Raw genomic sequence first — 24,770 nt, forward strand, 5'->3', positions numbered from 1 at the left:
CGGATCGTCGCTTCGGACTGTTTGATCCGCCCATCGATGTCGCCGATGAAGGCGAGACCACGATCGATCTGGATACGATCGATTTCTGAGACCTTCACCTGCGCCAGTTGGGCGCGGCCGGCCTTGCCGAACAGATCACCAAGCTTCTTCAACCGCGCCGTCTGCTCCGGATAGCGATCGAACACCGTGACGATGCGGTTCTTCGTCATCGTGCGCAGCCGCACATAAAACATCCGCTCGCGCAGGGCGACGCGCAGCTCCCGGGCCTTGTCGCTCGGAGCCCAGGCCTCCGGAACCAGGTCGGCACGCAGCAGATGCGCCAGCACCGTCGCATCGATCTTGTCGGTCTTGATCTTGGCGTCGGCGATCGCCTTGACCTTCAACGGATGGGCAAGAACGACATCGTCACAAATGTCGTCGAGCCAGTCGTACATCACCATCCAGTTGCGGGTCGCCTCGACAACCGCATGCGAGTTCTCGCGGTAGCGTTCCAAAAACCCGCCCAGCGACTGGCGATCGTTCTTCACCCGGCCGGAGCGTAGCGTCTTGCCGGCCGAATCCTGCACCACCAGGTGGCTGTAGGATTTGTGGTAGTCGACGCCGATATGGTATTCATAAGAGGCAGTCATGCTTCCAACTCCCGTGTTGAGATCTGCAAAACCCCAACAGGATAAGCCGAAAGGCTGGAAGCGTGACTGTCCCTCGATCATCACCTGCATTTCAGTGATCCGTTCTATCGGTGGAGGGGGCCCCTTTCATGCCACCTCCTTGAATGCTTCATGGGTGCTGCGGGACGATAAGAAAAGAGATACTCCACGAAAATCACAGGATTCAGGCGTGCTCCGGGTAAACGGCAAAGCGCCAGCCGCCGGCGGACGGAAAAAGACCGGCGTCGCATTCAGCCCCCTCAAACCGCCGCAAATACACTGTGGTCGCTTGAAAATGTCAGTTATTGATGCTTGCTTGGGAACGTTACACTGGGAGTCACGCAATGATAAAAAAGTCCCTTATCGCAGTCGCCTTCGCTTCAGCTCTTTCGACCCTGACACTGGGTTCCTCCGCGGCTTCCGCAGCCGAGGCAGCCAGCTGTAGCACCGTGCATTTTGCCGATGTCGGCTGGACCGATATCACCTCCACTACGGCAACCGCCTCCATTCTCCTGAAGGCGCTCGGCTACGACACCGACGTCAAGGTACTCGCCGTGCCGGTGACATACCAGTCGCTGAAGAACAAGGACATCGACGTCTTCCTCGGCAACTGGATGCCGTCCATGGCCGAGAACATCAAGCCGTTCGCCGCGGACAAGTCGGTCGAAACCGTGCGCGCCAACCTGGAAGGCGCGAAATACACGCTGGCGACCAACGAAAAGGGTGCCGCGCTCGGCATCAAGGACTTCAAGGATATCGCCGCCCATAAGGCCGATCTCGACGGCAAGATCTACGGCATCGAGCCGGGCAACGACGGCAACCGTTTGGTTATCGACATGGTCGACAAGAACACTTTCGGCCTCAAGGGCTTCGAAGTGGTCGAATCCTCCGAGCAAGGCATGCTCGCGCAGGTCTCCCGCGCCGACAAGGAAGGCAAGCCGATCGTCTTCCTCGGCTGGGCTCCGCATCCGATGAACACCACCTACAAGATGACCTATCTCACCGGCGGCGACGACGTGTTCGGGCCGAACTTCGGTGGTGCGACGGTCTACACCAACGTCCGGGCCGGCTATCTGCAGCAGTGCCCGAACGTCGGCGCCTTCGTCAAGAATCTCGTCTTCTCGCTGCCGATGGAAAACGAAATCATGGGCAAGATCCTGAACGACGGCAAGGAACCGGAAGTCGCGGCGACGGAATGGCTGAAGGCCAACCCGGCAGCCGTTACTCCCTGGCTCGCCGGTGTCACCACCAAGGACGGCGGTGACGGCCTGGCCGCGGTGAAGGCCAAGCTTGGCCTATAACATGAGTGGAGAAAGGGGCGGCTAAACCGCCCCTTTCTCTTCCTTGGATGACTGCTTCCTTCGCGTCCCGCCACCGCCCGGACAACGGCTTGAGTGGCGTGACAGACCGTTATTCTTCGGCGGCACCTCCGGAACCGTAAGAGACCATCGGAACAGCCGCCCCCAATCATGGGCAAAGATGTGAACTGGTTAACCGACTACCGCCTCCCTATCGGGCCATGGGCCAAAGCCGTCGTCGACTGGCTGACGACCAATGTTACATGGTTCTTCGACGGCCTCTCCTTCATCGTCGCGCATGTGATCAATGCATTGCTGTTCGTCCTGCAGGCGCCGCATCCTTTGATCGTCGTCGTCGTGTTTACCGCCGCCGCCTTTTGGATGCGCAGGAGCATCGGCGTCGCAGCCCTTACCTTCATCGGTCTGCTCATCACCATCAACCAGGGCTACTGGAAAGAGACGACGGAGACGTTGGCTCTGGTGCTGGCTTCCACCTTCGTCAGCATGCTCGTCGGTGTACCGCTTGGCATCGCCGCCGCACGCCGGCCCTGGCTCTTCGCCTTCATGCGGCCGATCCTCGACCTGATGCAGACCATCCCGACTTTCGTTTATCTGGTGCCGGCAATGATCCTGCTGGGTCTCGGCATGGTCCCCGGCCTCGTTGCGACCGTTGTCTTCGCCATCCCTGCGCCGATCCGGATGACTCGCCTGGGCATCATCTCGACACCGCCGTCCCTCGTCGAAGCCGCCGAATCCTTCGGTGCGACGCCGCAGCAGGTTCTTCGCAAGGTCGAGCTGCCCTTTGCCACGCCACAGATCATGGCCGGCCTCACGCAGACCATCATGCTGTCGCTTTCCATGGTGTCTATCGCCGCCCTCGTTGGCGCTCCCGGCCTCGGCGTGCCGGTCCTGCGAGCCCTGAACAGCGTCAACGTTGCCAAGAGCTTCGATTCCGGCGCCTGCATCGTCATCCTGGCGATCATTCTCGACCGCATGTTCCGTGCCCCCGGCGAAGGAGATCGCTCATGACCGTCGCTGTCGGCTTCAATAATGTCAGCATCATCTTCGGCGATCGTCCCGATGCCGCACTGAAACTCGTCGATGCGGGAAAATCGCGCGATGAAATCGGCAAGGCGACAGGCATGGTGCTGGGCGTTGCCAATGCCTCCCTTGAGATCGAGGAAGGCGAAATCCTCGTGCTCATGGGTCTCTCCGGCTCGGGAAAATCGACGTTGCTTCGCGCTGTCAATGGTTTGGCACCCGTCGTTCGCGGCAATGTCGTCGTCAACACCAAGGACGGTCCCGTCAGTCCCTATTCCTGTAGCCCCAGGTCGCTGCGCGATCTGCGCATGCACACCGTCTCCATGGTCTTCCAGCAATTCGCGCTGCTGCCCTGGCGCACGGTCGCCGACAATGTCGGCTTCGGGCTCGAGCTTGCAGGTGTGCCGGAAGCCGAGCGCAAGAAGCGTGTCGGCGAACAGCTTGAACTCGTCAATCTCACCCAATGGGCCAATCGCAAGGTCAACGAACTGTCGGGCGGCATGCAGCAGCGCGTCGGCCTGGCGCGCGCCTTTGCGACCGGCGCGCCGATCCTGCTCATGGACGAGCCGTTCTCCGCTCTCGATCCGCTGATCCGCACGCGCCTTCAGGACGAGCTTCTGGAATTCCAGCGCCGCCTGAAGCGCACGATCCTGTTCGTCAGTCACGATCTGGACGAGGCATTCCGCATCGGCAACCGCATCGCCATCATGGAAAGCGGGCACATCATCCAGTGCGGAACGCCGCAGGAGATCGTCAAGAACCCGGCCGATCAATATGTGGCCGATTTCGTGCAGCACATGAACCCGATCAGCATGCTGACGGCACAGGATGTCATGCAGCAGGGCATCGGACATTCGGGCAACGCCGGTTCCGTCACCGCCACGGCAACCGCGACAACGCCGCTTGTCGACATCCTCGACGCCCTGACACGCCAGCCGGGGAATATCGGCGTTGTTGACAATGGCACGATTATCGGAACGATTTCGGCACAAGACGTGGTGGCGGGCCTGACCAGCCACCGGCGGCGGGAGTAGTCGTTGACGACTGCTCCTCAATTCATGGAGCAGTGAATGAATGACAAATCATCGGTGATCAGGGAAACGGACGAGGACGCGCGCAAACAAGCGCGCGACCTCATGCACAAAGCCGCCCATGCAGCCTTGGGCGTCATCGATCCTGAAACCGGGTTTCCCGCCGTCAGCCGCGTCCTGATCGCCGTGGATACTGACGGCAGTCCCATAATTCTTGTCTCGGGCCTTGCGTCGCACACAAGGGCCTTGCTGCAGGATCCGCGGGCCTCGATCTTGTTCGGCGATCCCGCCAAGGGCGATCCCCTCGCCCACCCTCGCCTGACCGTGCGATGCAAAGCAGAGCGCATCGATCGGCAAAGCGAAGTCCATGACCGCATTCGTGGGCTGTTTCTTGATCGGCACCCCAAGTCCAGCCTTTACATCGACTTTCCGGATTTCTTCTTCCTTCGCCTCGTCCCGCTTGATGCCAGTCTGAACGGCGGCTTCGGAAAAGCTTACATCTTGTCCTCGGACGACCTGACGATACTTCAAACCAAAAACAAAACTCGGCGGCAATAAATCATACAATAGTGCGAGAATTAGTAGGTGGACAGCCTCAGATAGAGGCGGCAACCGTTCGTAGGTTGCACATCAGCAGCGACCAAAATTGGGTATTTGTGGTCCAGAAACGATAAGAATCGACCTATTTTGGTCTAATTGAGCCCCCGGATGGGACATTAGGGCCTGCATTGCCCTCAACGGACCCTCGCACATACATACCTAAAACAGCATACTCGATACCTTAAATTTAGGTATATACAATCTTCGACCCCTCTTGGTATTGTTAGATATCGGTTTAGCGATCGGTTGGAAATAGCACAGTTTCTGATGTACGCTCCGCATTGGGAAGATTAACAGATGAAGACAAGAGATTTGGCCGAACACTCTAACGTTGCGGCAGCATTACTATCAGCAATGGCGAACCCGAAGCGTCTTTTGATTCTTTGCAGTCTCGTTAAGGGCGAAGTTCCCGTCGGCGTTCTGGCCAATCAGGTCGGGCTGAGCCAGTCGGCATTGTCCCAGCATCTTTCGAAACTGCGCGCTCAGAAGCTCGTAAAGACGCGTCGTGACGCCCAGACAATTTACTACTCCAGCACATCGGAATCCGTGATCCGTGTTCTTGAAACGCTGGAAGACATTTATTGTGAGCCGGAAAAAAGTAGATCGGCTGCTTAAAAGCTGGAAACAGCCTCTAGACAGTCGACGAACGATCCGTGGGGGACACTTTAGACCCTGAAAGATCGACTTGCTTTCATCACCAGGTGTTTTACCATTTTAACCAGCAAGCCTTTGGACTTGCTGGTTTTTTCATATCTGCACGACCCGCGGCCCGTCCCCCGCAGGCGCCCATTTTGGCATGCCTGCGGCGATCCGGACGCTCCCTATCAGGCGGCACCGCATCCCTCCTTCGCCGCCATCTCTGCCTTGACGTCCCCAAGCCCGCTGATAATTTGACCAGGCAGTAAATATAAATCGCGCGGCGCAGCGCCGCGGTCGGGAAATGGCCCCCGAATGGCCATTGGAGAACAGCATGTCGGACCGTTTGAATGCCACCCCCAACGATTTGCGCGCCTTCTGGATGCCGTTTACGGCCAACCGCCAGTTCAAGAAGGAGCCGCGCCTCTTCGTCAGCGCCAAGGATATGTACTACACCACCCATGATGGTCGGCAGGTACTGGACGGAACTGCGGGCCTATGGTGCGTAAACGCCGGACACTGCCGCCCGAAGATTACGGAAGCCATCCGCCAGCAGGCCGGCGAACTCGACTATGCTCCGGCCTTCCAGCTTGGCCACCCCAAGGCTTTCGAGCTGGCGAACCGTCTGGTGGACATCGCTCCCGAGGGTATGGATCACGTTCTCTACACGAATTCCGGTTCGGAATCGGTCGAAACCGCGCTCAAGGTCGCGCTTGCCTACCACCGGGTGAAGGGCAACGGTTCGCGCTTCCGTCTCATCGGCCGTGAGCGCGGCTATCACGGCGTCAATTTCGGTGGCATCTCCGTTGGCGGCATCGTCACCAACCGCAAGATGTTCGGTACGCTGCTGACCGGCGTCGATCACATGCCGCACACGCATGTTCCCGGCAAGAACGCCTTCACGCGCGGCGAGCCAGAGCATGGAGGCGATATCGCGAGCGAGTTGGAGCGCATCGTCACGCTGCACGACGCCTCTACGATCGCCGCCGTCATCGTCGAGCCGATCGCCGGTTCCACCGGCGTTCTCATCCCGCCCAAGGGTTATCTGCAGAAGCTGCGCGAAATCTGCACCAAGCACGGCATCCTCTTGATCTTCGACGAAGTCATCACCGGATTCGGCCGCCTCGGCACCCCCTTTGCCGCCCAATATTATGATGTGAAGCCGGATATCATCACCACGGCCAAGGGCCTGACCAATGGCGTCATCCCGATGGGTGCGGTCTTCGTCACCTCCGAGATCCATGACGCCTTCATGCAGGGACCCGAGCACATGATCGAGTTCTTCCACGGCTACACCTATTCCGGCAACCCGATTGCCTCAGCCGCCGCGCTCGCAACGCTCGACACCTACAAGGAAGAAGGCCTGCTGACCCGTGCAGCCGAGCTTTCCGACTACTGGGCCGATGCTCTGCACTCCCTCAAGGACTGCCCGAACGTCATCGACATCAGAAACACCGGCCTGATCGGCGCCATCGAGCTTGACCCGATCGCCGGCGAGCCCACCAAGCGCGCCTTCACCGCCTTCCTGAAGGCCTATGAAAAAGGCCTGTTGATCCGCACCACTGGCGACATCATCGCGCTTTCGCCGCCGCTGATCATCGAGAAGCATCACATCGACGAGCTGTTCGGCGAGCTTCGCGAGATCTTGCAGAATAATATCTAAGGCATAAGCTCAAAAATTCTCCGCCCCTCACGCCTCCTCTTGTATGAGCAAGAGAGCAGGCATGAGGGGCGATCCATATGCGAGGGACGAAATGACCACCAAACTCGAACGCTATATCGACCAGGGCGTTGGCCGGGAGCCTGCGGACATTGTTCTGAAAAACGGCCGCTTCTTCGATCTGGTGACGGGGGAGCTGGTCGCTTCGGATATCGCCATCTGCGGCGATCGCATCGTTGGCACCTGCGGCAACTATCAGGGTGGCGAAGAAATCGATATCGCCGGCCGGATCGTCGTGCCGGGTTTCATCGATACCCACCTCCATGTCGAATCCTCGCTGGTAACGCCGCATGAGTTCGACCGCTGCGTTCTGCCCTATGGTGTCACGACAGCAATCTGTGATCCGCACGAGATCGCCAATGTGCTCGGCACCGAAGGCATTCAGTATTTTCTGGATTCGTCGCTCGAAACCATCATGGATATCCGTGTCCAGCTTTCCTCCTGTGTGCCGGCAACGCATCTGGAAACGTCCGGCGCCGATCTGCCGATTGAAACGCTCCTGCCCTTCCGCAATCATCCGAAGGTGATCGGCCTTGCCGAATTCATGAATTTTCCCGGCGTGATCCATAAGGATCCTGTCTGCATGGCAAAGCTGGAAGCCTTCCAGGGTGGTCATATCGACGGCCATGCGCCGCTTTTGCGCGGCAACAACCTCAACGGCTATCTCGCCGCCGGTATTCGCACGGAGCATGAATCGACAACCGCCGAAGAGGCACTGGAGAAGATCCGCAAAGGCATGCATGTGCTGGTGCGCGAAGGCTCGGTCTCCAAGGACCTGCATGCGCTGATGCCCATCATCACCGAGCGCCTCTCGCCGTACCTGGCGCTCTGCACCGACGATCGCAACCCGCTCGACATCGCCGAACAGGGCCATCTCGACTACATGATCCGCACGGCGATCGCGCATGGAGTCGAACCATTGGCGATCTATCGCGCCGCCTCCATATCGGCGGCCCGCGCCTTCGGCCTGCGGGATCGCGGTCTCGTAGCGCCGGGCTGGCGCGCCGACCTCGTCGTCGTCGACAGCCTGGAAAACTGCAAGGCCGAGATCGTCTTCTCCGCTGGCAGAAAGGTAACGGCCGAACTTTTCGCGACGCGCAATTCGGTCGCCCCGGTCGGCCTCGACAGCGTCAAGGCCCGCGCGATCAATGCCGCCGACTTCGGGGTGCCGGTGACGGAAGGCGAAAGCTCTGTCATTGGCGTCACGCCCGGCAAGATCATTACCGAACATCGCCGCCACCGCCTGCCGACCAAGGGCAATCAGACCGATATCGACCTCCGCAACGACGTCATCAAGGTCGCCGTCATCGAGCGGCACGGCAAGAACGGCAATCACGCCAATGGCTTCGTCCAGGGTTTCGGGCTGAAGAAGGGCGCAATCGCCTCGACGGTCGGCCATGACAGCCACAATATCTGCGTCGTCGGTGTCAGCGAGGATGACATGGCGCTTGCCGCCAATCGCCTGAGCGAGATCAATGGCGGCTTCGTCGTCGTCGAGAACGGCGTCGTCACCGGCGAGATCGCCCTTCCCATCGCCGGCCTGATGAGCCTCGAGCCCTACGAAAGCGTGCGCGATACGCTGCATCATCTGCGCCAGGCAGCCTATGCGCTCGGCGCTACGCTGGAAGAGCCTTTCCTGCAGCTCGCGTTCCTGCCCTTGCCCGTCATCCCGCATCTGAAGATATCGGACAGAGGCCTTGTCGACGTCGACAAGTTCATGCTGATCGGCTGATCAGGCGCACACCCTCGTAAGGAACATAGCTTGCGTTGCGAAAGTGTCAGCAGGCGAACAAGTCCTGCTTGGGACTTCAATTGACGAAAGTCTGTTGTTATCTTTATTCCCGACACCGAACCGTTTGGTCGTGGAAAGAACAATCGTGACGAAACTTGAACAGATTGAGAAAAATGTCAGCGAGCTGGAGCCGGAAGACTTCAAGGCATTCGCCGAATGGTTCGAAGCTCTGCAGGCAAGCCGGTGGGACAGGCAGATCGAAACTGATATTGGGGCAGGCAAACTGGATGGACTGGCGGACAAAGCGCTCGCCGATTTTCGTGCAGGAAAGACGCGGCCACTTTGAAGCATCACGCCACTCCGCCATTCTGGCAGGCTTATGAAAAGCTGCCAAAGCATGTGCAGAACTTGCCGACCGAAACTTCGAGCTTCTGAAATCGAACCCGAAGCATCCTTCACTTCATTTTAAACAAGTAGGCCGGTTCTGGTCCGCGCGGGTCGGGATTTCCTGGCGCGCACTTGCTGTGGCTGACGGCGACGACCTCGTGTGGTTCTGGATCGGTCCCCACACCGAATATGACAAGCTCTTACGCTAAAGCACGTCGCGATCTTTCAGATTCGCTTCCGGTGTTTTAGCTCTTTGATTTCGTGCATGTCGTTGTCGCAAAACCGCTGCACACTTTTGCGCGACATGCTTTAAATCACCCCACATACCCGCAGAACACATCCAGCGCGGAAAGCGCCACCGTCGCCCCAGCATCCGCCGTGCCGAAACCTGGCATGGCGATCGTGTTGCCGAGCTTGATATCCTTCGGCAATGCAACCTTCACCGGCTCGCGGGAGAGATTGAAGACGAACAGCAGCGTCTCGTCATCCTTCGAGCGCGTGAAGGCAAGAACGTCTTCAGTGCCGTCGAGGAAGGTCATGTCGCCATCGCGTAGGGCCGCATGCTCCGCACGGAAGGCCAGCGTCCGCCGGTAGTGATGCAGCACGGAATCTTCGTCCGCCTCCTGCTTGTCGACCGCAAGCGCCGCATGCTGGTAGGGAACCGGCAGCCATGACTTGTCGGCGGTCGTAAAGCCGGCATGGGCGCGGCTCGCTTCCCAGGGCATCGGCGTGCGGCATCCGTCACGCCCCTTGAAAGCCGGCCAGAAGCGAATGCCATAGGGATCGCGCAGATCCTCGAAGGCAAGCTCGGCCTCCGGCAGGCCAAGCTCTTCGCCCTGATAGAGGCAGATCGAACCGCGCAGGGTGGAAAGCAGCGAAATAGCGAGCTTTGCAACCCGCGGCTGCTCTTCTTCAGTCTCGGCAAAGCGGCTGACATGGCGCCGGACGTCGTGGTTCGAAAAGGCCCAGCAGACCCAGCCGTCGATCACGCTGTCCTGAAAATCGCTGACGCAACGGCGGAAATGCGCCGGCGTGAAATCAGGCCCCAAAAGATCGAAGGTATAACACATATGCAGCTTGTCGCCGCCGCTGGTATAGGCCGCCACCGTCTCCAGCGAGCGCGCACCGTCGCCTACCTCGCCGACGGTCGTGCGGTTTTCATACTGGTCGAGCAACGCCCGGAACCGCTTGAGGAAAGCGATATTCTCCGGCTGCGTCTTGTCGTAGAGATGGTTCTGCATCCCGTAAGGGTTGCTTTCGGGGGCATCGAGCCCAGCCGTTGCGACAAGCGCTGCCGGATTGTCACGCAGCTTCTTGTCGCAGAAATAGTAATTCACCGTATCCAGACGGAAACCGTCCACACCCCGGTCGAGCCAGAACTTGACGGCTGAAAGTACCGCATCCTGAACCTCAGGATGATGGAAATTCAGGTCCGGCTGCGAGATCAGGAAGTTGTGCTGATAATATTGCCGGCGCACGCCGTCCCATTCCCAGCCAGGTCCGCCGAAGATCGACAGCCAGTTGTTGGGCGCCGTGCCGTCCGGCTTCGGATCGGCCCAGACATACCAATCCGCTTTCGGATTGTCGCGGCTTGCCCGGCTCTCCATGAACCAGGGATGCCGATCCGAGGTATGTGAGATCACCTGATCGATGATGACCTTCAGCCCCAGCTCGTGCGCCGCCGCCATCATCTCGTCGAAATCGGCAAGCGTGCCGAAAATCGGATCGACATCGCAATAATCGGCAACGTCATAACCCATATCGGCCATCGGGGAGGTGAAGAAAGGTGCCAGCCAGATCGCATCGACCCCGAGTGCGGCGATATGAGGCAGGCGCCGTGTAACACCCTTGATGTCGCCGAGACCGTTGGCATCCGTATCCTGAAACGACCGCGGATAGACTTGATAGATCACCGCTCCGCGCCACCAGTCGGCTCCTGCCGCTTTGTTCGTCGATTTCATCAAACAGCCTCGATATCGCACAAGGTTTTCCAGTTTGCACACTCGGGCGCAGGCGGCAAGCCGCAATCGGCGACGGCGCGACCGCTACTGGGAGGACGTGTAAATTCGCGCTATCAATTTTAGAGAATTATCAACATGGAAGTTCGCACACACATCGTCTCCGTCTCTTTTGGGCTTGAAAGCGACGTGGCTTCGGATAACTTCCGCGACTGACCTGCACGTACAGGTCACCTGCGGGATCAAAAATACCCCTGTAAAATCAGGGACAATAACTCCAGAAAGGTGGGAAAACGTATGACTCATTTCGCCAGGAAATTTCTAGCGGCGGCATTCGTCAGCACAATGATGAGCTTCTCCGCACATGCCGCGACCCTCAATATCCACAATGGCGGCGACCCGACTTCGCTCGATCCGCAGAAGATCTCCGGCGACTGGGAAAACCGCATCGACGGCGATATTTTCGAAGGCCTGGTGACTGAGGATCCTAAGGACAACCCCATTCCGGGCCAAGCTGCGAGCTGGACCATTTCCCCCGATCAGAAGGTCTATACATTCAAGCTGCGCGACGGCATCAAGTGGTCCGACGGCCATCCCGTCACCGCTCAGGATTTCGTCTTTGCGTTTCAGCGCCTGATGGATCCGAAGACTGCCGCCCAGTACGCCTACCTGCAGTACACGATCAAGAACGCGGAAAAGATCAACAAGGGCGAGATCAAGGATCTGACCCAGCTCGGCGTCAAGGCGATCGACGACAAGACGCTGGAAATCACCCTCGAGAACCCGACGCCTTACTTCCTCAACGCCCTGATGCACTACACGGCCTATCCGCTGCCGAAGCATGTCGTCGAAGCCAAGGGCGACCAGTGGGTCAAAATCGAGAACATCGTCACCAATGGCCCCTACAAGCCGGTTGAGTGGGTGCCGGGTTCGCATGTCAGCAACGTCAAGAACGATCAGTATTATGACGCCAAGGACGTAAAGATCGACAAGGTGAATTTCTACACTCTGGAAGATCAGGCAGCAGCGCTGAAGCGCTTTCGCGCCGGCGAATTCGATATCGTCACATCGTTCCCAGCGGATCAGTATGAATGGCTTCAGAAGAACCTCCCCGGCCAGGCGCATGTGGTGCCGTTCCTTGGCACCTACTACTATGTCCTGAACGCCACCAAGCCGCCCTTCAATGACAAGCGCGTCCGCCAGGCTCTCTCCATGGCTGTCAACCGCGAGGTCATCGGCCCGAAGATCCTCGGCACCGGCGAATTGCCGATGTATTCCTGGGTGCCGCCGGGCACGGCCAATTACGGTGAACCGGCCTACGTCAGCTGGAAGGACGAGCCCTACAAGCAGAAGGTCGAAGAGGCCAAGAAGCTTTTGAAGGAAGCAGGTTTCGGCCCCGATCACCCGCTGAAGGCGCAGCTTCGCTACAACACCAACGACAACCATAAGCGCATCGCCGTTGCGATCGCCGCCATGTGGAAGCCGCTCGGCGTCGATGTCGAGCTCTACAACACCGAAACCAAGGTGCATTACGACGGAATGAAGCGCGGGGAAGTAGAGATCGGCCGTGCCGGCTGGCTCGCCGACTATAACGACCCGATCAACTTCCTCAGCCTGCTCTCGACCGGCGTCGACATGAATTACGGTCGCTGGAGCAATCCGAAATATGATGCGCTGATCACTCAGGGCAATGAACAGACCGACCTGAAGAAGCGCGCCGAGATCTACAAGCAGGCCGAGCAGGTCGCCCTCGACGATAGCGCCGCTATCCCGATCTACTACTATGTTTCCCAGAACATCGTCGCCCCGAAGGTCCAGGGCTTCGTCGACAATATTCAGGACATCCACCGCACGCGCTGGCTGTCGATCAAAGAATAATTGGGAACAGCCTCCCTCCCGGGCAAAACCGGGAGGGAGGCGTCTAAGACCATGTTTGGCTATGCTCTCCGTCGTTTGCTGTCGACAATCCCTGTCATCTGGATTGCCGTGACAGTATGCTTTTTCATTCTGCGCCTCGCTCCCGGCGGCCCCTTCGATGGCGAAAGGCCATTGCCGCCGGAAGTCAAAGCCAACCTCGCGGCTCACTACAACCTCGACAAGCCCCTGGTTGAGCAATACCTGATCTATATCGGCGACGTCATGAAGGGCGATCTTGGCCCCTCCTTCGCCAATCAGGACTTCACCGTCACCCAGCAGATCATGTCCGGCTTTCCCTATACGCTGACCATCGGCGGCGCCGCATTCGTGCTCGCAACCGTTGTCGGCGTGTTCATAGGCTGCCTTGGGGCACTCTATCAGAACCGGGCGGCCGATTATTGGCTGGGCGGCGGACTCTTGATCGGCCTGGTCATGCCAAGCTTCCTCATCGCTCCCATCCTTCAGCTCGTCTTCGGCAATACGCTTGGCTGGCTGCCGGTCGGCGGCTGGGGCGACGGCTCGATCAAGTTCCTGATCCTGCCGATCGTTGTTCTGACGCTGCCGCATGCTGCACGCATATCGCGCCTGATGCGCGGCTCTATGATCGAGGTGATGGGCCAGAACTTCATCCGCACCGCCAAGGCCAAAGGCATCGGCCCGAGGCTGACGATCATGCGCCATGCGCTGAAGCCGGCCATGATGCCTGTCGTCTCCTATCTCGGACCCGCGGCAAGCTACCTGCTCACCGGCTCGCTGGTGGTCGAAAGCATCTTCGGCCTCCCCGGAGTCGGCCGCTACTTCGTCGGTGCGGCGTTGAACCGCGACTACGGCATGGTTCTCGGCACGGTCATCTTCTACATGGTCCTGATCGTGGTCCTCAACCTGCTGGTCGACATCGCCTATGCCTGGCTCGACCCGAAAGTGAGAATGCGATGATCCTCAATTCCGCCAAGAGAGAATTGCTGGAAGCTGAATTGCTTTCGGCAGAAGGGCTCGCACCCAAAGGGCGGTCCCTCACCGGCGATGCGATGCGTCGTCTCCTGCGCAACAAGGCTGCGGCCCTGTCGCTGGTCGTGCTGGCAGTACTGGTTCTGGTTGCCATATTCGGCCCGTATTTCCTGCCCTTCAACTACGAAGACCCGGACTGGAACTCGTTCCGCGGCGCTCCCGACTTCGCAGCCGGCCATTATTTCGGCACGGACGGCAACGGCCGCGACCTGCTGGCGCGCACGCTCTACGGCACGCGCGTTTCGCTGACGGTCGCGCTCGTGGCAACCCTCGTTTCCGTTGTCATCGGCGTGCTCTACGGCGCTGTCGCCGGCTACTTCGGCGGCCGCGTCGATGCGATCATGATGCGCTTCGTCGATATCATGTACGCCCTGCCCTACGTGCTCTTCGTCATCCTGCTGATGGTGATCTTCGGCCGCAACGTCTATCTGCTGTTTGCGGCGATCGGTGCGCTCGAATGGCTCACCATGGCCCGCATCGTGCGCGGCCAGACCTTGTCCATCAAGCAGCGCGAATTCATCGAAGCTGCAAAAGCTTCGGGACAGCGTTCGTTCAAGATCATCCTCAAACACATCGTGCCGAACCTCGTCGGTCCGGTCGTCATCTATGCGACGCTCACCATCCCGGAAATCATCGCAACCGAAAGCTTCCTTTCCTATCTCGGCTTCGGCGTTCAGGAACCGCTGACATCGCTCGGCACGCTGATTGCAGAAGGCTCGGCCGGCATGGAGACGACGCCTTGGCTGCTGCTCTTTCCCGCCGGATTCCTGGTCGCGCTGCTGATGAGCCTGCTCTTCATCGGCGACGGACTGCGCGACGCTTTCGATCCGAAGGATCGCTGACATGACAGACACACTTCTCGAACTCAAAGACTACTCCATCACCTTCCGCACGCCCGAAGGCGAAGTGGCAGCGGTCTCGAAGATGAATCTCAAGATCGGCCGCGGCGAACGGATCGCCATCGTCGGCGAATCCGGTTCCGGCAAGAGCCAGACCTTCCTCGGCCTGATGGGTCTGCTCGCCAAGAACGGCCGCACCAGCGGCCAGGCGCTGCTCGACGGCAAGGATCTGCTGACGCTCAAGCCGCGCGAACTCGACCATGTCCGCGGCAAGGATATGGCCATGGTCTTCCAGGACCCGATGACGGCGCTCAACCCGTCGCTGCGCATCTCGCGCCAGCTGACGGAACAGCTCGAGGTTCACGGCGGCCTGACGGCGCGCGCAGCTTCGGCAGCGGCACTCGATATGCTGAAGCGCGTCGGCATCCCTGACCCGACACGGCGCTTCAATCTCTATCCGCATGAGCTTTCGGGCGGCATGCGCCAGCGCATCGTCATCGCCATGGCGCTGCTCACCAAGCCGAAGCTCCTCATTGCCGACGAGCCGACGACGGCACTCGACGTGACGATCCAGGCGCAGATCCTCGATCTTTTCAACGAGTTGACGGCGGAAATGCACACGGCGCTCGTCATGATCACCCATGATCTCGGCGTCGTTGCCGGCCTCGCCGACCGCGTCGCCGTCATGTATGCCGGCCGCATCGTCGAGGAAGCTCCGGTCGAAGAGCTGTTCGAAAGTCCGGCCCATCCCTATACGGCGGCGCTCCACGCCGCGATCCCGCGGCCCGATCAGGATGTCGACGACCTCACCGTCATCCCCGGACGGCCGCCGAACCTGATGCACCTGCCGCGCGGCTGCTCTTTCTCGCCGCGCTGCGCTCATGTGCAGGACGATTGCCTCGACGCCGCACCTCCGCTCGATCGGTTGGCATCGCGACGCTGCGCAGCCTGCTTCCATCCCCTTTCGGCTGATCAGGAACGGAGCCTCGTCCATGGCTGAACAAACGCTTCTGAAGGTCGAGCATCTGACGACCGAATTCGAACTGCCGTCGAAATCCTTCTTCAAACCGCCGCTGATCCTGACGGCGGTCAACGATGTCAGCTTCGAGCTGAAGACCGGCCGCACGCTCGGCATCGTCGGCGAGTCCGGCTGCGGCAAGTCCACGCTCGGCCGCTCCATCCTGCGGTTGATCAAAGCACAGAAGGGCCGCATCATGTGGCAAGGCGGCAACCTTCTCGATCTCAGCGAGGAGGACATGCGTGCCGCACGCCGCGACATGCAAATCATTTTCCAGGATCCGATCGCCTCGCTCGATCCGCGCATGACCGTCGGCGACATCATTGCGGAGCCGCTCACCGTCTTCGAACCGAAGCTGACCCGTGCGCAGCGGCAGGATCGGGTTCGCGAGATCATGGCGGCAGTCGGCCTCGTACCCGAGATGATCAACCGCTACCCGCACGAGTTCTCGGGCGGACAGGCGCAGCGCATCGGCATTGCCCGCGCCGTTATCACCCGGCCGAAGCTCATCATCTGCGATGAGCCGGTGTCGGCCCTCGATGTCTCGATCCAGGGCCAGGTCATCACGCTTCTGCGCCGCCTGCGCAAGGAATTCGGCCTGACCCTGATCTTCATCAGCCACGATCTTTCCGTGGTACGCCTGATCTCGGACGACGTACTGGTGCTCTATCTCGGCAAGGTGGTGGAAGCTGGCGAAGCCGCAACCGTCTTCGACCATCCGGCGCATCCCTACACGCAGGCGCTGTTCTCCGCCGCGCCCATTCCCGATCCGAAGCTGGCACGCGGCCGCGAGCGCATCCGCCTGCAGGGCGATCCGCCCTCGCCGCTCAATCCGCCGCCGGGCTGCGTCTTCTCGCCCCGCTGCTGGAAGGCGACGGATGTCTGCCGCACGAAAATGCCGCCGACCGAGCATGTGCGCCCCGGCCAGACGGCTGCCTGCTATCATATGGACAGGCCATAGGGCAATTCCAGGAAAAGTATGGAGCGGTTCAGCGATCCCACGAAAAGTGAGCCGCTAAGATCGCAAAAGTGGACGGTGGCTGCCGCCGTCCGCCTTGCTCTGGCCACCGCTTCCGCGTATGCAGCAGCCAGGCAAATGCAGGAGGAAGTCTTGGGCGGACGTTTTCTATCGATCGGCGAATGCATGGTGGAACTGTCGCAGGCCGATGACGGGCATTTGCGCAAGGGCTTTGCCGGCGATACCTTCAACACCGCCTGGTATGCCCGCGCCTGCCTGCCCGCAGACTGGTCGATCGACTATTTCACCGCGCTTGGCGACGATGCCATGTCCGACGAAATGATCGCCTTCATGGGCAGCGCGGGCATCGGGACGCAACGCATTCTCCGCCTTCGCGGCAAGACTCCAGGCCTCTACATGATCAATCTGAAGGATGGAGAGCGCTCCTTCAGCTATTGGCGCGACAGCTCCGCCGCCAGACAGCTCGCGGCCGATGGCGATGCCCTGCGCACGGCAATCGAAGCCTCCGACGTCCTCTATTTCTCGGGCATCACGCTGGCGATCCTGCCGCGCGAGGATGCCTTCACCCTGCTTGCGGAGCTGCGCCGGGCGAAGGCCGCCGGCAAGCTCGTCGCCTTCGATCCGAACCTGCGCCCTCGCCTCTGGTCCAGCCTCGACGCGATGCACACCATGATTTCGGAAGGTGCGCGCGCCGCAGCGCTCGTTATGCCAAGCTTCGACGACGAGGCGGTCCATTTCGGGGACGACTCGATTGCCGCCACCATCCATCGCTACCGGCAGTGCGGAGCGCAAATGGTCGTCGTCAAGAACGGCGCCGACGGCGCGACCATCGGCGACGACGCCGATGAGACGCCCGTTCCAGCAGTCAAGGTCGCCAAGCTCGTTGACACCACGAGCGCCGGCGACAGCTTCAATGGCGCATTTCTGGCTCACTACCTGCAGCATAAGGATGCGGTTGCCGCCGCCGGCTTCGCGGCCGGGATCGCGGCAAAGGTCATCCAGGAATACGGCGCGCTCATCGCTCCCGAGAAGCTGAAAATCGCCAAATAGGTGCTGTAATATTTCCATCATGGACACCCCCCACAATAGCGCGGGCGCGGGAATCATGTTTGAAGCACCGCAATCGCTGGCACCGTCATCATGAGGATGCGGTGCGGATGGACTGTTTTGGGCATGTTGCAACGCTTGTCAGACACCGATCAAACCACCTGGACGCAAGAGGCGACACCTGTCGCAGTACCCGAGCGGCTGCTCATCGTCAGCGATGCCTGGCATCCGCAGGTCAACGGCGTCGTGCGCTCGATCGAGAATACCAATCGCGAGCTGACGCGCATGGGCGTCGAAGTCTCGATGATTACGCCGGACGGCTTTCGCAACATTCCCTGCCCGACCTATCCTGAGATTCGCCTTTCGATCGCCGGCTACCGCAAGGTCGCAGCCAGGATCGAAGCGATCAGGCCGACTTACGTCCACATCGCCACGGAAGGTCCTCTCGGACTTACGGCGCGGCGCTGGTGCCTGAGAAACGGCATGCCTTTTTCGACCAGCTATCACACCCGCTTTCCCGAATACGTCGCGGCGCGCCTCCCGATACCGGAAAGCTGGCTCTATGCCTTCGTCAAATGGTTTCACAACGCCGGCTACGGCTGCATGGTGGCGACGCCTAGCCTTGCCGACGAACTCAGGCAGCGCGGCATCGGCAATCTGCTGGCCTGGAGCCGCGGCATCGATTCCTCCCTGTTTCGGCCGCAGCCGCAGGAAGATACCCCTTTCGGCCTGCCGCGCCCGATTTTCATGACCGTCGGCCGCGTAGCGCTTGAAAAAAACCTGCCCGCCTTCCTCGATCTCGACCTGCCAGGATCGAAAGTGGTCATCGGCGACGGACCGGCGCGGGCAGACCTGCAGAAACTCTATCCAGATGTGCATTTTCTGGGCGCGAAGTTCGGCGAGGATTTGGCGCACGCCTATTCACAGGCCGACGTCTTCGTCTTCCCATCGAAGACCGATACCTTCGGCAATGCCATCCTGGAAGCGCTCGCCAGCGGCGTACCGGTGGCTGCCTATCCCGTCACCGGCCCTGCGGATATTCTTGGCGGCGACAGGACGGCCGGCGTCGTCAATGCGGATTTGGCAACGGCCTGCCTTGCCGCTCTCTCCTGCTCGCGTGAAGCAGCTCGCGCTCTGGCGCTCAACTATTCCTGGGAAGCCGCGACGATGCAATTCATCGGCAATGTCCGAACGGCCAATCGCCGTGGCCGATTGCAGGCTCACGAACGTTAAACTTCCAGCGGATCGGTTTCGCTGTCGGATCCAGCGGCGGCACACGGCCACTGCGTCCGCCTCACCAGAGAAATTGGCAGCGGCTTGCGCGCACGTTGAGAGCGCTCATCGCGCCGCCCTGGCGGCGTGGCACAACCCCGCATTTGGGTTGGACAGCTGGGTCCCCTCTTTGGACCACATTTAAGTCTTTCGATCACAATGACACCGAAAACCTATTCTCCCTAGGGCAGTCTCTCAAAAAATGCAGAAGAAACCCGTAGCCCAGCCATAGGATTGGGTGTACAATTATTTATCGCACGATTTACACCAAACGTTCTCGGGGAGTATTTGAGATGACGGACGACCTGTTAAAGCTGGACACCTTCATCTGCTTCGCCCTCTATTCGGCAAACCACGCGATGAACCGGCTCTACAAACCCATGCTGGACGCGCTCAATCTCACCTATCCGCAATATCTCGTCATGGTGACGCTATGGGAGGAAGATGGTCAGACCGTCGGCGGCATCGGTGAAAAGCTGTTCCTGGAATCGAGCACGCTGACACCGCTTTTGAAGCGCCTGGAAGCCGCCGGCTTCATTCACCGTATCCGCAGCAAGGAAGACGAGCGCCAAGTGCTGATTCAGCTGACCGGCGAAGGCAAGGCATTGAAGAAGAAGGCGGCTGCCGTTCCCCCGTGCGTTCTCGATGCTACCGAGCAAACGGCCGAGGAGCTTACGAGACTGAAGGCGGAAATCATTACGCTGCGCGAGGCGCTCAGCAGGAACGCGGCCTGAGTAGAATCGCCCCTGTCTCGCGACAGGGACGCTTGAGCGAACTACCGCTTCTTCTTGTTTTCGTAAGGATTTTCCGACGAGCGGAAATGGATGCGGATCGGCACGCCCGGCATGGCGAAATCCTCGCGCAGACCATTGATCAGATAGCGCACATAGGATTCCGGCAGCGCATCCGAGCGCGTGCAGGAGATCATGAAGGCCGGAGGCCGCGCCTTCACCTGCGTCATGTACTTCAGCTTGATGCGGCGGCCGGAAACGGCCGGTGGCGGATGCTGAACCTGCTGCGTCTCCAGCCAGCGGTTGAGACGAGCGGTTGAGACGCGCTTATTCCAGACCTTGTCGGTATCGACGATCGCCTGCATGAGGCGGTCCAGCCCCTCGCCCGTCTGACCGGCAATCGGTATGGCCCGAATGCCGCGCGCCTGCGGCAATAGCCGGTCGGTCTTTTCGCGCAGATCGGCAAGCACGGCCTGACGATCCTCGATCATGTCCCACTTGTTGAAGGCGAGCACGGCGGCGCGGCCTTCGCGGACCACGAGATCCACGATCTGCAGATCCTGCTTTTCAAAGGGAATGGTCGCGTCGAAGACGATCACGACGGTTTCGGCAAAGCGGATGGCCCGCAGCGTGTCGGCAACGGAAAGCTTTTCCAGCTTCTCGGTCACCTTCGCCTTGCGGCGCATGCCTGCGGTGTCGAACATCTTGACGGTGCGACCGCGCCAGCTCCAGTCGACGGAGATGGAATCGCGGGTGATGCCGGCTTCTGGTCCGGTCAGCAGCCGGTCCTCGCCGAGAAAACGGTTGATGAGCGTCGACTTGCCCGCGTTCGGACGGCCGACGATCGCAACGCGCAGTGGGCGCGTCTCGTCATAAGCAGGCTCTTCGTCGATTTCCTCGCCATCCTCGCCGATAGCCGGGCGCGGAATGCTAACATTCGTCTCCGCCTCATCGTCTTCCTCAGGGAAGGCGCGCTCGGGACCGATCGCCTCGACGATCGCATCGCGCAGGTCCATCATGCCCTGGCCATGTTCGGCCGAGATCGGGCACGGTTCGCCGAGGCCGAGCGTATAGGCATCGTAAAAGCCGCTATCGGAGCCGCGTGCCTCGGATTTGTTGGCAACGAGCACGACCGGCCGGCCGCGCTTGCGCAGCATTTCGGCCAATGCCTTATCGACATGCGTCAGGCCCATCTTGGCGTCGACGACAAAGAGCGTCAGATCGGCCTCGTCGATCGCAGCTTCGGTCTGGGCGCGCATGCGGCCTTGAAGGGATTCATCCTGAGCCTCTTCAAGACCGGCGGTATCGACGATGCGGAAGCGCAGGTCGATCAGCTTGGCGTCGCCGGGGCGGCGGTCACGCGTTACACCCGGCGTATCGTCGACAAGCGCAAGCTTCTTGCCGACCAGACGGTTGAAAAGCGTGGACTTGCCGACATTCGGGCGACCGACGATCGCAACCGTAAAGCTCATTTAGCGATCCTTCAGCCTTTTGCGACCGGAGCCTTGCCGGATGCAGTGATGAGATCGAGCAGCATCTGAGCACGGTTGGCAACGTTGCGCGGGCTCTGCGGATCGTCGACGATGGCCTGGAACCACTGCCGGGCCTTGGCGAAATCGCCGGCCTTGTAGGCGGCAAGACCGAGAACGTCACGCGCCGAATGACGGAAGGCGTTGGCCGGGACGGCCAGTTCCTGCGCTTCGGCGGCGACCTGATCGTAGGTGCCGGTGTCAACGAGCAGATAGGCAGCGCGCAGGCGAGCTGCATCGCGAACGACGACAGGAATATCCGTCTGCTTGCCGATCGCGGAGAACGTGGCGATGGCGCCGGCCGTGTCACCCTTCTGCGCCTGCAGCGTTGCCGCACGCAGACGCGCGAGCAAAGGATAGGAACCCGGACCGGTCTTCTCGATGTTGGTCAGCGCCGCAAGCGCGTCGTCGGTCTTGCCCTGATCGGCCAGCGTCAGAGCGGCGATGAACTGATCGCCGCCGCTGCCGGCCTGATTGCCCGCCCAGTAGCGGTAGCCGCTATAGGCCGCAGTGGCGAGAACGATGAGTACGGCTCCGCCGATGATGAGCCTGCCAAAACGGCGCCATACGAACCGCAACTGGTCCGAACGCAGTTCCTCGTTCACCTCTCGGATAAAGCTGTCGTCGTTGAATGCCATTCTCGTCTCCGGCCCAGGCCAAATTATACCAAAAGCTTAGCGCATGATGCCGAAAAGTGTCAGCGGTTTTCGCGCGACATTATGCTCTATCTCTCAAATTCCAGAGCGGCCTCGGATTTCGGGCCGATGCGACCTGAAACCATCCAGCTCTAGCGTTAGTGGGGCCTTCTACTCCATTTTGCGGCCGTTGTAAGGGGGAATGGCAGAAATCGTCACATAACGAGCGGCGAAACCCCGATAATCCACGCATGAAGCTTCCAGATGATCAAGGCCCAGACCACGGCGCCGATGACAATCGCATAAAGATCGTATTTCGCCGAAACGAAGGGACGCAGGGTAATTTCGCCGGCGCGTTCGCGCCGCTTGAGCGAAATGCGCAGAATTACGCCCCAGGCGAGGAAGGCGGCGAACAGCAGGATCGCGGCTCCATCGCCATTCGACAGAAGGTGCGCCAGCGCCCAGATCTTCACCGACAGCACCATCGGATGCTTGGTTTTGACCGCGATGTATCCCGCCGGCAGCAGAGAGGCGGTGAGACAGATCATCGCGAAAAGCATCAAAAGGATGGTGATGTGGCTCATCCAGAAAGGCGGCGACCAGATCGGCGTCATGTCTCGCGCCTGCCCGAATCCGTAAATCAGGACGATCAGCGCGACGATGCTTGCGATCGAATAGGCGATCTTCCAGCCGCCCTCCCCGAGGCTTGCGATCAAAGACGTTCGCAGGCCAGGCGCCACGACGCGGATCAGATGAAGGCCGAGAAACAGAACGATGCCGAGAATAAGCAATGCCATGGATGAAATCCTCTATGGTCTTGTAGTCACATCCTTATCGGCTGCCGCAAAAAAATGCCAGCATCACCGCAGCTTCGCCGCATTTACGCGAAAGGAAGAAAGCGATCCGCGGCACGCCATACGATATCGCCAGATGATTCCTGGCAAGCCGTGCTCGACCCAATCGATATTCGGTGCCCATGTTTCGCTTAGCTACCTGTTTTTCCCTTGTCGTTTCCCTCGCCTTGCCCGCTACGGCCAATGCGGATGACAAGCCCAAGCAATTGGTCATGATTTCCTTCGACGGCGCTCATGACAATGCGCTCTGGACGAAGAGCCGCGAGATCGCGTCGCGCAACGGCGCGCATTTTACCTACTTTCTGTCCTGCACCTTCCTGATGAACAGGGTACAGGCCAAGGCCTATCAGGGGCCGAAGCAGCGGCCGGGCAAATCGAATGTCGGTTTTGCCAAGAGCGAGGATGATGTCCGCACCCGTATCGCCAACATCTGGAGCGCCCATCAGGAAGGCCACGATATATCGAGCCACGCCTGCGGCCATTTCGACGGCAAGGGCTGGAGCGCGGCCGACTGGAGCCAAGAATTCATGAATGCCCGCCTTGCGCTTCGCGACGCCTGGAAGAATGTCGGCCTCGCAGACAAGGAGCCTCAAGGCTGGGAAGACTTCGCGACGAATGACGTCAAGGGATTCCGCGCGCCCTATCTCTCCACCAGCGACGGCCTCGTGCCGGCTGAGAAGGAAATGGGCTTCCAATATGATGCAAGCCTCGTCACCAAGGGACCCGTCCTGCCGCAGGTGGTCGACGGCATCTACCGCTTCGGCCTGCCCTTGATCCCAGAAGGCCCCGAGCATCGCCTGGTCATCGGCATGGACTACAATCTCTATGTCCGCCATTCCAAGGGCACAGAAGACAAGGCCAACGCCAAGACCTACGAGGACCGCACCTTCGAGGCCTTCGAGGCGGCCTTCGGCAAGCAATATGACGGCGAGCGCATCCCGCTGCAGCTTGGTTTTCACTTCGTCGAAATGAACGACGGCGCCTATTGGCGCGCGCTCGATCGCTTCGTCAGCGACGTCTGCCACAGACAGGACGTCGCCTGCGTCAGCTATTCCGAGGCGATCCCGCTGATCGCAGCCAGAGGCAAACCGCAGCAGGGGTAAGGAGCGGCCCTTCCATTGCCTCGCAAGCGCAAAGCCGCACCAATTGCGCCACCATTGAAAAAGGCCCCGTTTCCGGGGCCTTGCTGCATCAGCCGTCGGCGTGGATGACGCCCGCCTGGCGCTCGAGATAGGTCTGGTCGATCTTTGGTAGCGGCGTATCGTCAATCGCGGCTTCGAATGCCTTCAGGCGCTTGTGGATCGACAGAAGTTCGATGATCGTCGTCCAGGAATTGACGAGATACTGGAACGAATTGCTGACCTGTCCGAACGCGGTGGCGATCTGCTGGTAGATACCGTAGGTGATCGCGCCAGCAACGAAAGTCGGCACCAGCATGAACAACACGAACATCGTATCAGCCTGCAGATAGAAGTAACGGGCGACGTTGAAATAAACGTAGTGGAAATAAATCCGGAAATAGTTCCGCCGCACGTTAGCGAAAAGCTCCTTCACCGTCGCCGGCTGCGCACGCTCCTCATGGTCTTCTCCATAGACGAGTTCCTTGCGGTATGCCGCTTCCACGCGCTGATTCTTGAAATTCAGGCCTGGAAGCTTGATGCCGGCTACGGCAAGCAGGACGGTCCCGAAAATCGACCAGAAGAGCGCAAGCCAAAAGAGCGAGTGGGGAATCTTGCCGATGATAGGGAGTTCCGTGACATAGGTCGAAAGCGCCAGCAGGATCGGAAGGAACACGATCAGCGTCATGACGGAATTGATGAGACTGATGCCAAGGCCTTCCAACACGCTGGAAAAGCGCATCGTATCCTCTTGAACGCGCTGAGAGGCGCCT

23 protein-coding genes are annotated in these 24,770 nt (G+C 59.9%); 17 read left to right on the forward strand and 6 right to left on the reverse strand.

The window, feature by feature from the left end; translation table 11 throughout:
• Positions 1 to 629: IS110 family transposase (locus tag Q4Q11_RS21235; RefSeq protein ID WP_498570726.1), on the reverse strand; the 629-nt coding region annotated here is incomplete at its 3' end.
• Positions 630 to 991: 362 nt separating this feature from the next.
• Here Q4Q11_RS21235 and Q4Q11_RS21240 point away from each other — a divergent pair.
• The 8 genes from Q4Q11_RS21240 to Q4Q11_RS21275 all read left to right on the forward strand — a co-directional run bounded on the left by Q4Q11_RS21240 (position 992) and on the right by Q4Q11_RS21275 (position 9,051).
• The gene (locus Q4Q11_RS21240; protein WP_498570727.1) at positions 992 to 1,948 is read left to right on the forward strand and encodes a choline ABC transporter substrate-binding protein; all 957 of its coding nucleotides are present in this window, start codon (positions 992 to 994) and stop codon (positions 1,946 to 1,948) included.
• A 168-nt stretch (positions 1,949 to 2,116) separates the two neighbouring features.
• Complete coding sequence (gene choW / locus Q4Q11_RS21245) at positions 2,117 to 2,974, forward strand: choline ABC transporter permease subunit (RefSeq protein WP_112506109.1); 858 nt, start codon at positions 2,117 to 2,119, stop codon at positions 2,972 to 2,974.
• Positions 2,971 to 4,020: a choline ABC transporter ATP-binding protein gene (choV, locus tag Q4Q11_RS21250; protein WP_112506112.1), complete on the forward strand. Its 1,050-nt coding sequence runs from the start codon at positions 2,971 to 2,973 to the stop codon at positions 4,018 to 4,020. The genes choW and choV overlap by 4 nt, the downstream gene beginning before the upstream one ends.
• A 102-nt stretch (positions 4,021 to 4,122) precedes the next feature.
• Complete coding sequence (locus Q4Q11_RS21255; protein ID WP_498570728.1) at positions 4,123 to 4,575, forward strand: HugZ family pyridoxamine 5'-phosphate oxidase; 453 nt, start codon at positions 4,123 to 4,125, stop codon at positions 4,573 to 4,575.
• A 339-nt stretch (positions 4,576 to 4,914) separates the two neighbouring features.
• Positions 4,915 to 5,232 carry an ArsR/SmtB family transcription factor gene (locus Q4Q11_RS21260; protein ID WP_015340680.1) on the forward strand — a complete coding sequence of 106 codons (318 nt, stop codon included), beginning with the start codon at positions 4,915 to 4,917 and terminating at the stop codon, positions 5,230 to 5,232.
• Positions 5,233 to 5,587: 355 nt separating this feature from the next.
• A complete protein-coding gene (gene aptA / locus Q4Q11_RS21265) occupies positions 5,588 to 6,916 on the forward strand; it encodes an omega-aminotransferase AptA (RefSeq protein ID WP_498570729.1) in 1,329 nt (442 codons plus the stop codon).
• 91 nt (positions 6,917 to 7,007) lie between these two features.
• The gene (gene ade, locus Q4Q11_RS21270; RefSeq protein ID WP_498570730.1) at positions 7,008 to 8,705 is read left to right on the forward strand and encodes an adenine deaminase; all 1,698 of its coding nucleotides are present in this window, start codon (positions 7,008 to 7,010) and stop codon (positions 8,703 to 8,705) included.
• A 94-nt stretch (positions 8,706 to 8,799) separates the two neighbouring features.
• Positions 8,800 to 9,051, forward strand: a complete 252-nt coding sequence (locus Q4Q11_RS21275) for a hypothetical protein (protein ID WP_498570731.1) — start codon at positions 8,800 to 8,802, stop codon at positions 9,049 to 9,051.
• A gap of 355 nt (positions 9,052 to 9,406) precedes the next feature.
• Here Q4Q11_RS21275 and bglA read toward each other — a convergent pair whose 3' ends face one another.
• Positions 9,407 to 11,053, reverse strand: coding sequence for a beta-galactosidase BglA (bglA, locus tag Q4Q11_RS21280; protein WP_498570732.1), 1,647 nt, complete (start codon positions 11,051 to 11,053; stop codon positions 9,407 to 9,409).
• A gap of 294 nt (positions 11,054 to 11,347) precedes the next feature.
• On the opposite strand from bglA, the gene Q4Q11_RS21285 reads away from it, so the two are divergent.
• The 8 genes from Q4Q11_RS21285 (at position 11,348) to Q4Q11_RS21320 (ending at position 19,864) form a co-directional block, all read left to right on the forward strand.
• Positions 11,348 to 12,928 carry a peptide ABC transporter substrate-binding protein gene (locus tag Q4Q11_RS21285; protein ID WP_112506126.1) on the forward strand — a complete coding sequence of 527 codons (1,581 nt, stop codon included), beginning with the start codon at positions 11,348 to 11,350 and terminating at the stop codon, positions 12,926 to 12,928.
• A 51-nt stretch (positions 12,929 to 12,979) separates the two neighbouring features.
• On the forward strand, positions 12,980 to 13,903 hold the full coding sequence (locus tag Q4Q11_RS21290) for an ABC transporter permease subunit (RefSeq protein ID WP_113223516.1): 924 nt from the start codon (positions 12,980 to 12,982) through the stop codon (positions 13,901 to 13,903).
• Positions 13,900 to 14,817, forward strand: a complete 918-nt coding sequence (locus Q4Q11_RS21295; protein WP_113217321.1) for an ABC transporter permease subunit — start codon at positions 13,900 to 13,902, stop codon at positions 14,815 to 14,817. The genes Q4Q11_RS21290 and Q4Q11_RS21295 overlap by 4 nt, the downstream gene beginning before the upstream one ends.
• Position 14,818: 1 nt before the next feature.
• Entirely contained in the window at positions 14,819 to 15,814 is a 996-nt protein-coding gene (locus tag Q4Q11_RS21300) for an ABC transporter ATP-binding protein (protein ID WP_498570733.1), read from the forward strand.
• Entirely contained in the window at positions 15,807 to 16,793 is a 987-nt protein-coding gene (locus tag Q4Q11_RS21305; RefSeq protein WP_112506134.1) for an oligopeptide/dipeptide ABC transporter ATP-binding protein, read from the forward strand. The genes Q4Q11_RS21300 and Q4Q11_RS21305 overlap by 8 nt, the downstream gene beginning before the upstream one ends.
• Positions 16,794 to 16,943: 150 nt before the next feature.
• Complete coding sequence (locus Q4Q11_RS21310) at positions 16,944 to 17,861, forward strand: sugar kinase (protein WP_498570734.1); 918 nt, start codon at positions 16,944 to 16,946, stop codon at positions 17,859 to 17,861.
• A gap of 123 nt (positions 17,862 to 17,984) precedes the next feature.
• Positions 17,985 to 19,091 carry a glycosyltransferase family 4 protein gene (locus Q4Q11_RS21315; RefSeq protein ID WP_498570735.1) on the forward strand — a complete coding sequence of 369 codons (1,107 nt, stop codon included), beginning with the start codon at positions 17,985 to 17,987 and terminating at the stop codon, positions 19,089 to 19,091.
• 332 nt (positions 19,092 to 19,423) lie between these two features.
• A complete protein-coding gene (locus tag Q4Q11_RS21320; protein ID WP_112506139.1) occupies positions 19,424 to 19,864 on the forward strand; it encodes a MarR family transcriptional regulator in 441 nt (146 codons plus the stop codon).
• A gap of 41 nt (positions 19,865 to 19,905) precedes the next feature.
• Here Q4Q11_RS21320 and der read toward each other — a convergent pair whose 3' ends face one another.
• The 3 genes from der to Q4Q11_RS21335 form a co-directional block, all read right to left on the reverse strand.
• On the reverse strand, positions 19,906 to 21,333 hold the full coding sequence (gene der / locus Q4Q11_RS21325) for a ribosome biogenesis GTPase Der (protein WP_113223519.1): 1,428 nt from the start codon (positions 21,331 to 21,333) through the stop codon (positions 19,906 to 19,908).
• An 11-nt stretch (positions 21,334 to 21,344) separates the two neighbouring features.
• Entirely contained in the window at positions 21,345 to 22,028 is a 684-nt protein-coding gene (locus Q4Q11_RS21330; protein WP_498570736.1) for a tetratricopeptide repeat protein, read from the reverse strand.
• A 212-nt stretch (positions 22,029 to 22,240) separates the two neighbouring features.
• Entirely contained in the window at positions 22,241 to 22,822 is a 582-nt protein-coding gene (locus Q4Q11_RS21335) for an NnrU family protein (protein WP_113337152.1), read from the reverse strand.
• Positions 22,823 to 23,001: 179 nt separating this feature from the next.
• Between Q4Q11_RS21335 and Q4Q11_RS21340 the strand changes: the two genes are divergently transcribed.
• On the forward strand, positions 23,002 to 23,982 hold the full coding sequence (locus tag Q4Q11_RS21340) for a polysaccharide deacetylase family protein (protein ID WP_498570737.1): 981 nt from the start codon (positions 23,002 to 23,004) through the stop codon (positions 23,980 to 23,982).
• Between the two features lie 88 nt (positions 23,983 to 24,070).
• Here Q4Q11_RS21340 and Q4Q11_RS21345 read toward each other — a convergent pair.
• On the reverse strand, positions 24,071 to 24,770 hold a 700-nt coding region (locus Q4Q11_RS21345), incomplete at its 5' end, for an SbmA/BacA-like family transporter (RefSeq protein WP_498570738.1).

The sequence above is a fragment of the Rhizobium sp. UFLA01-1127 genome (assembly GCF_059803845.1).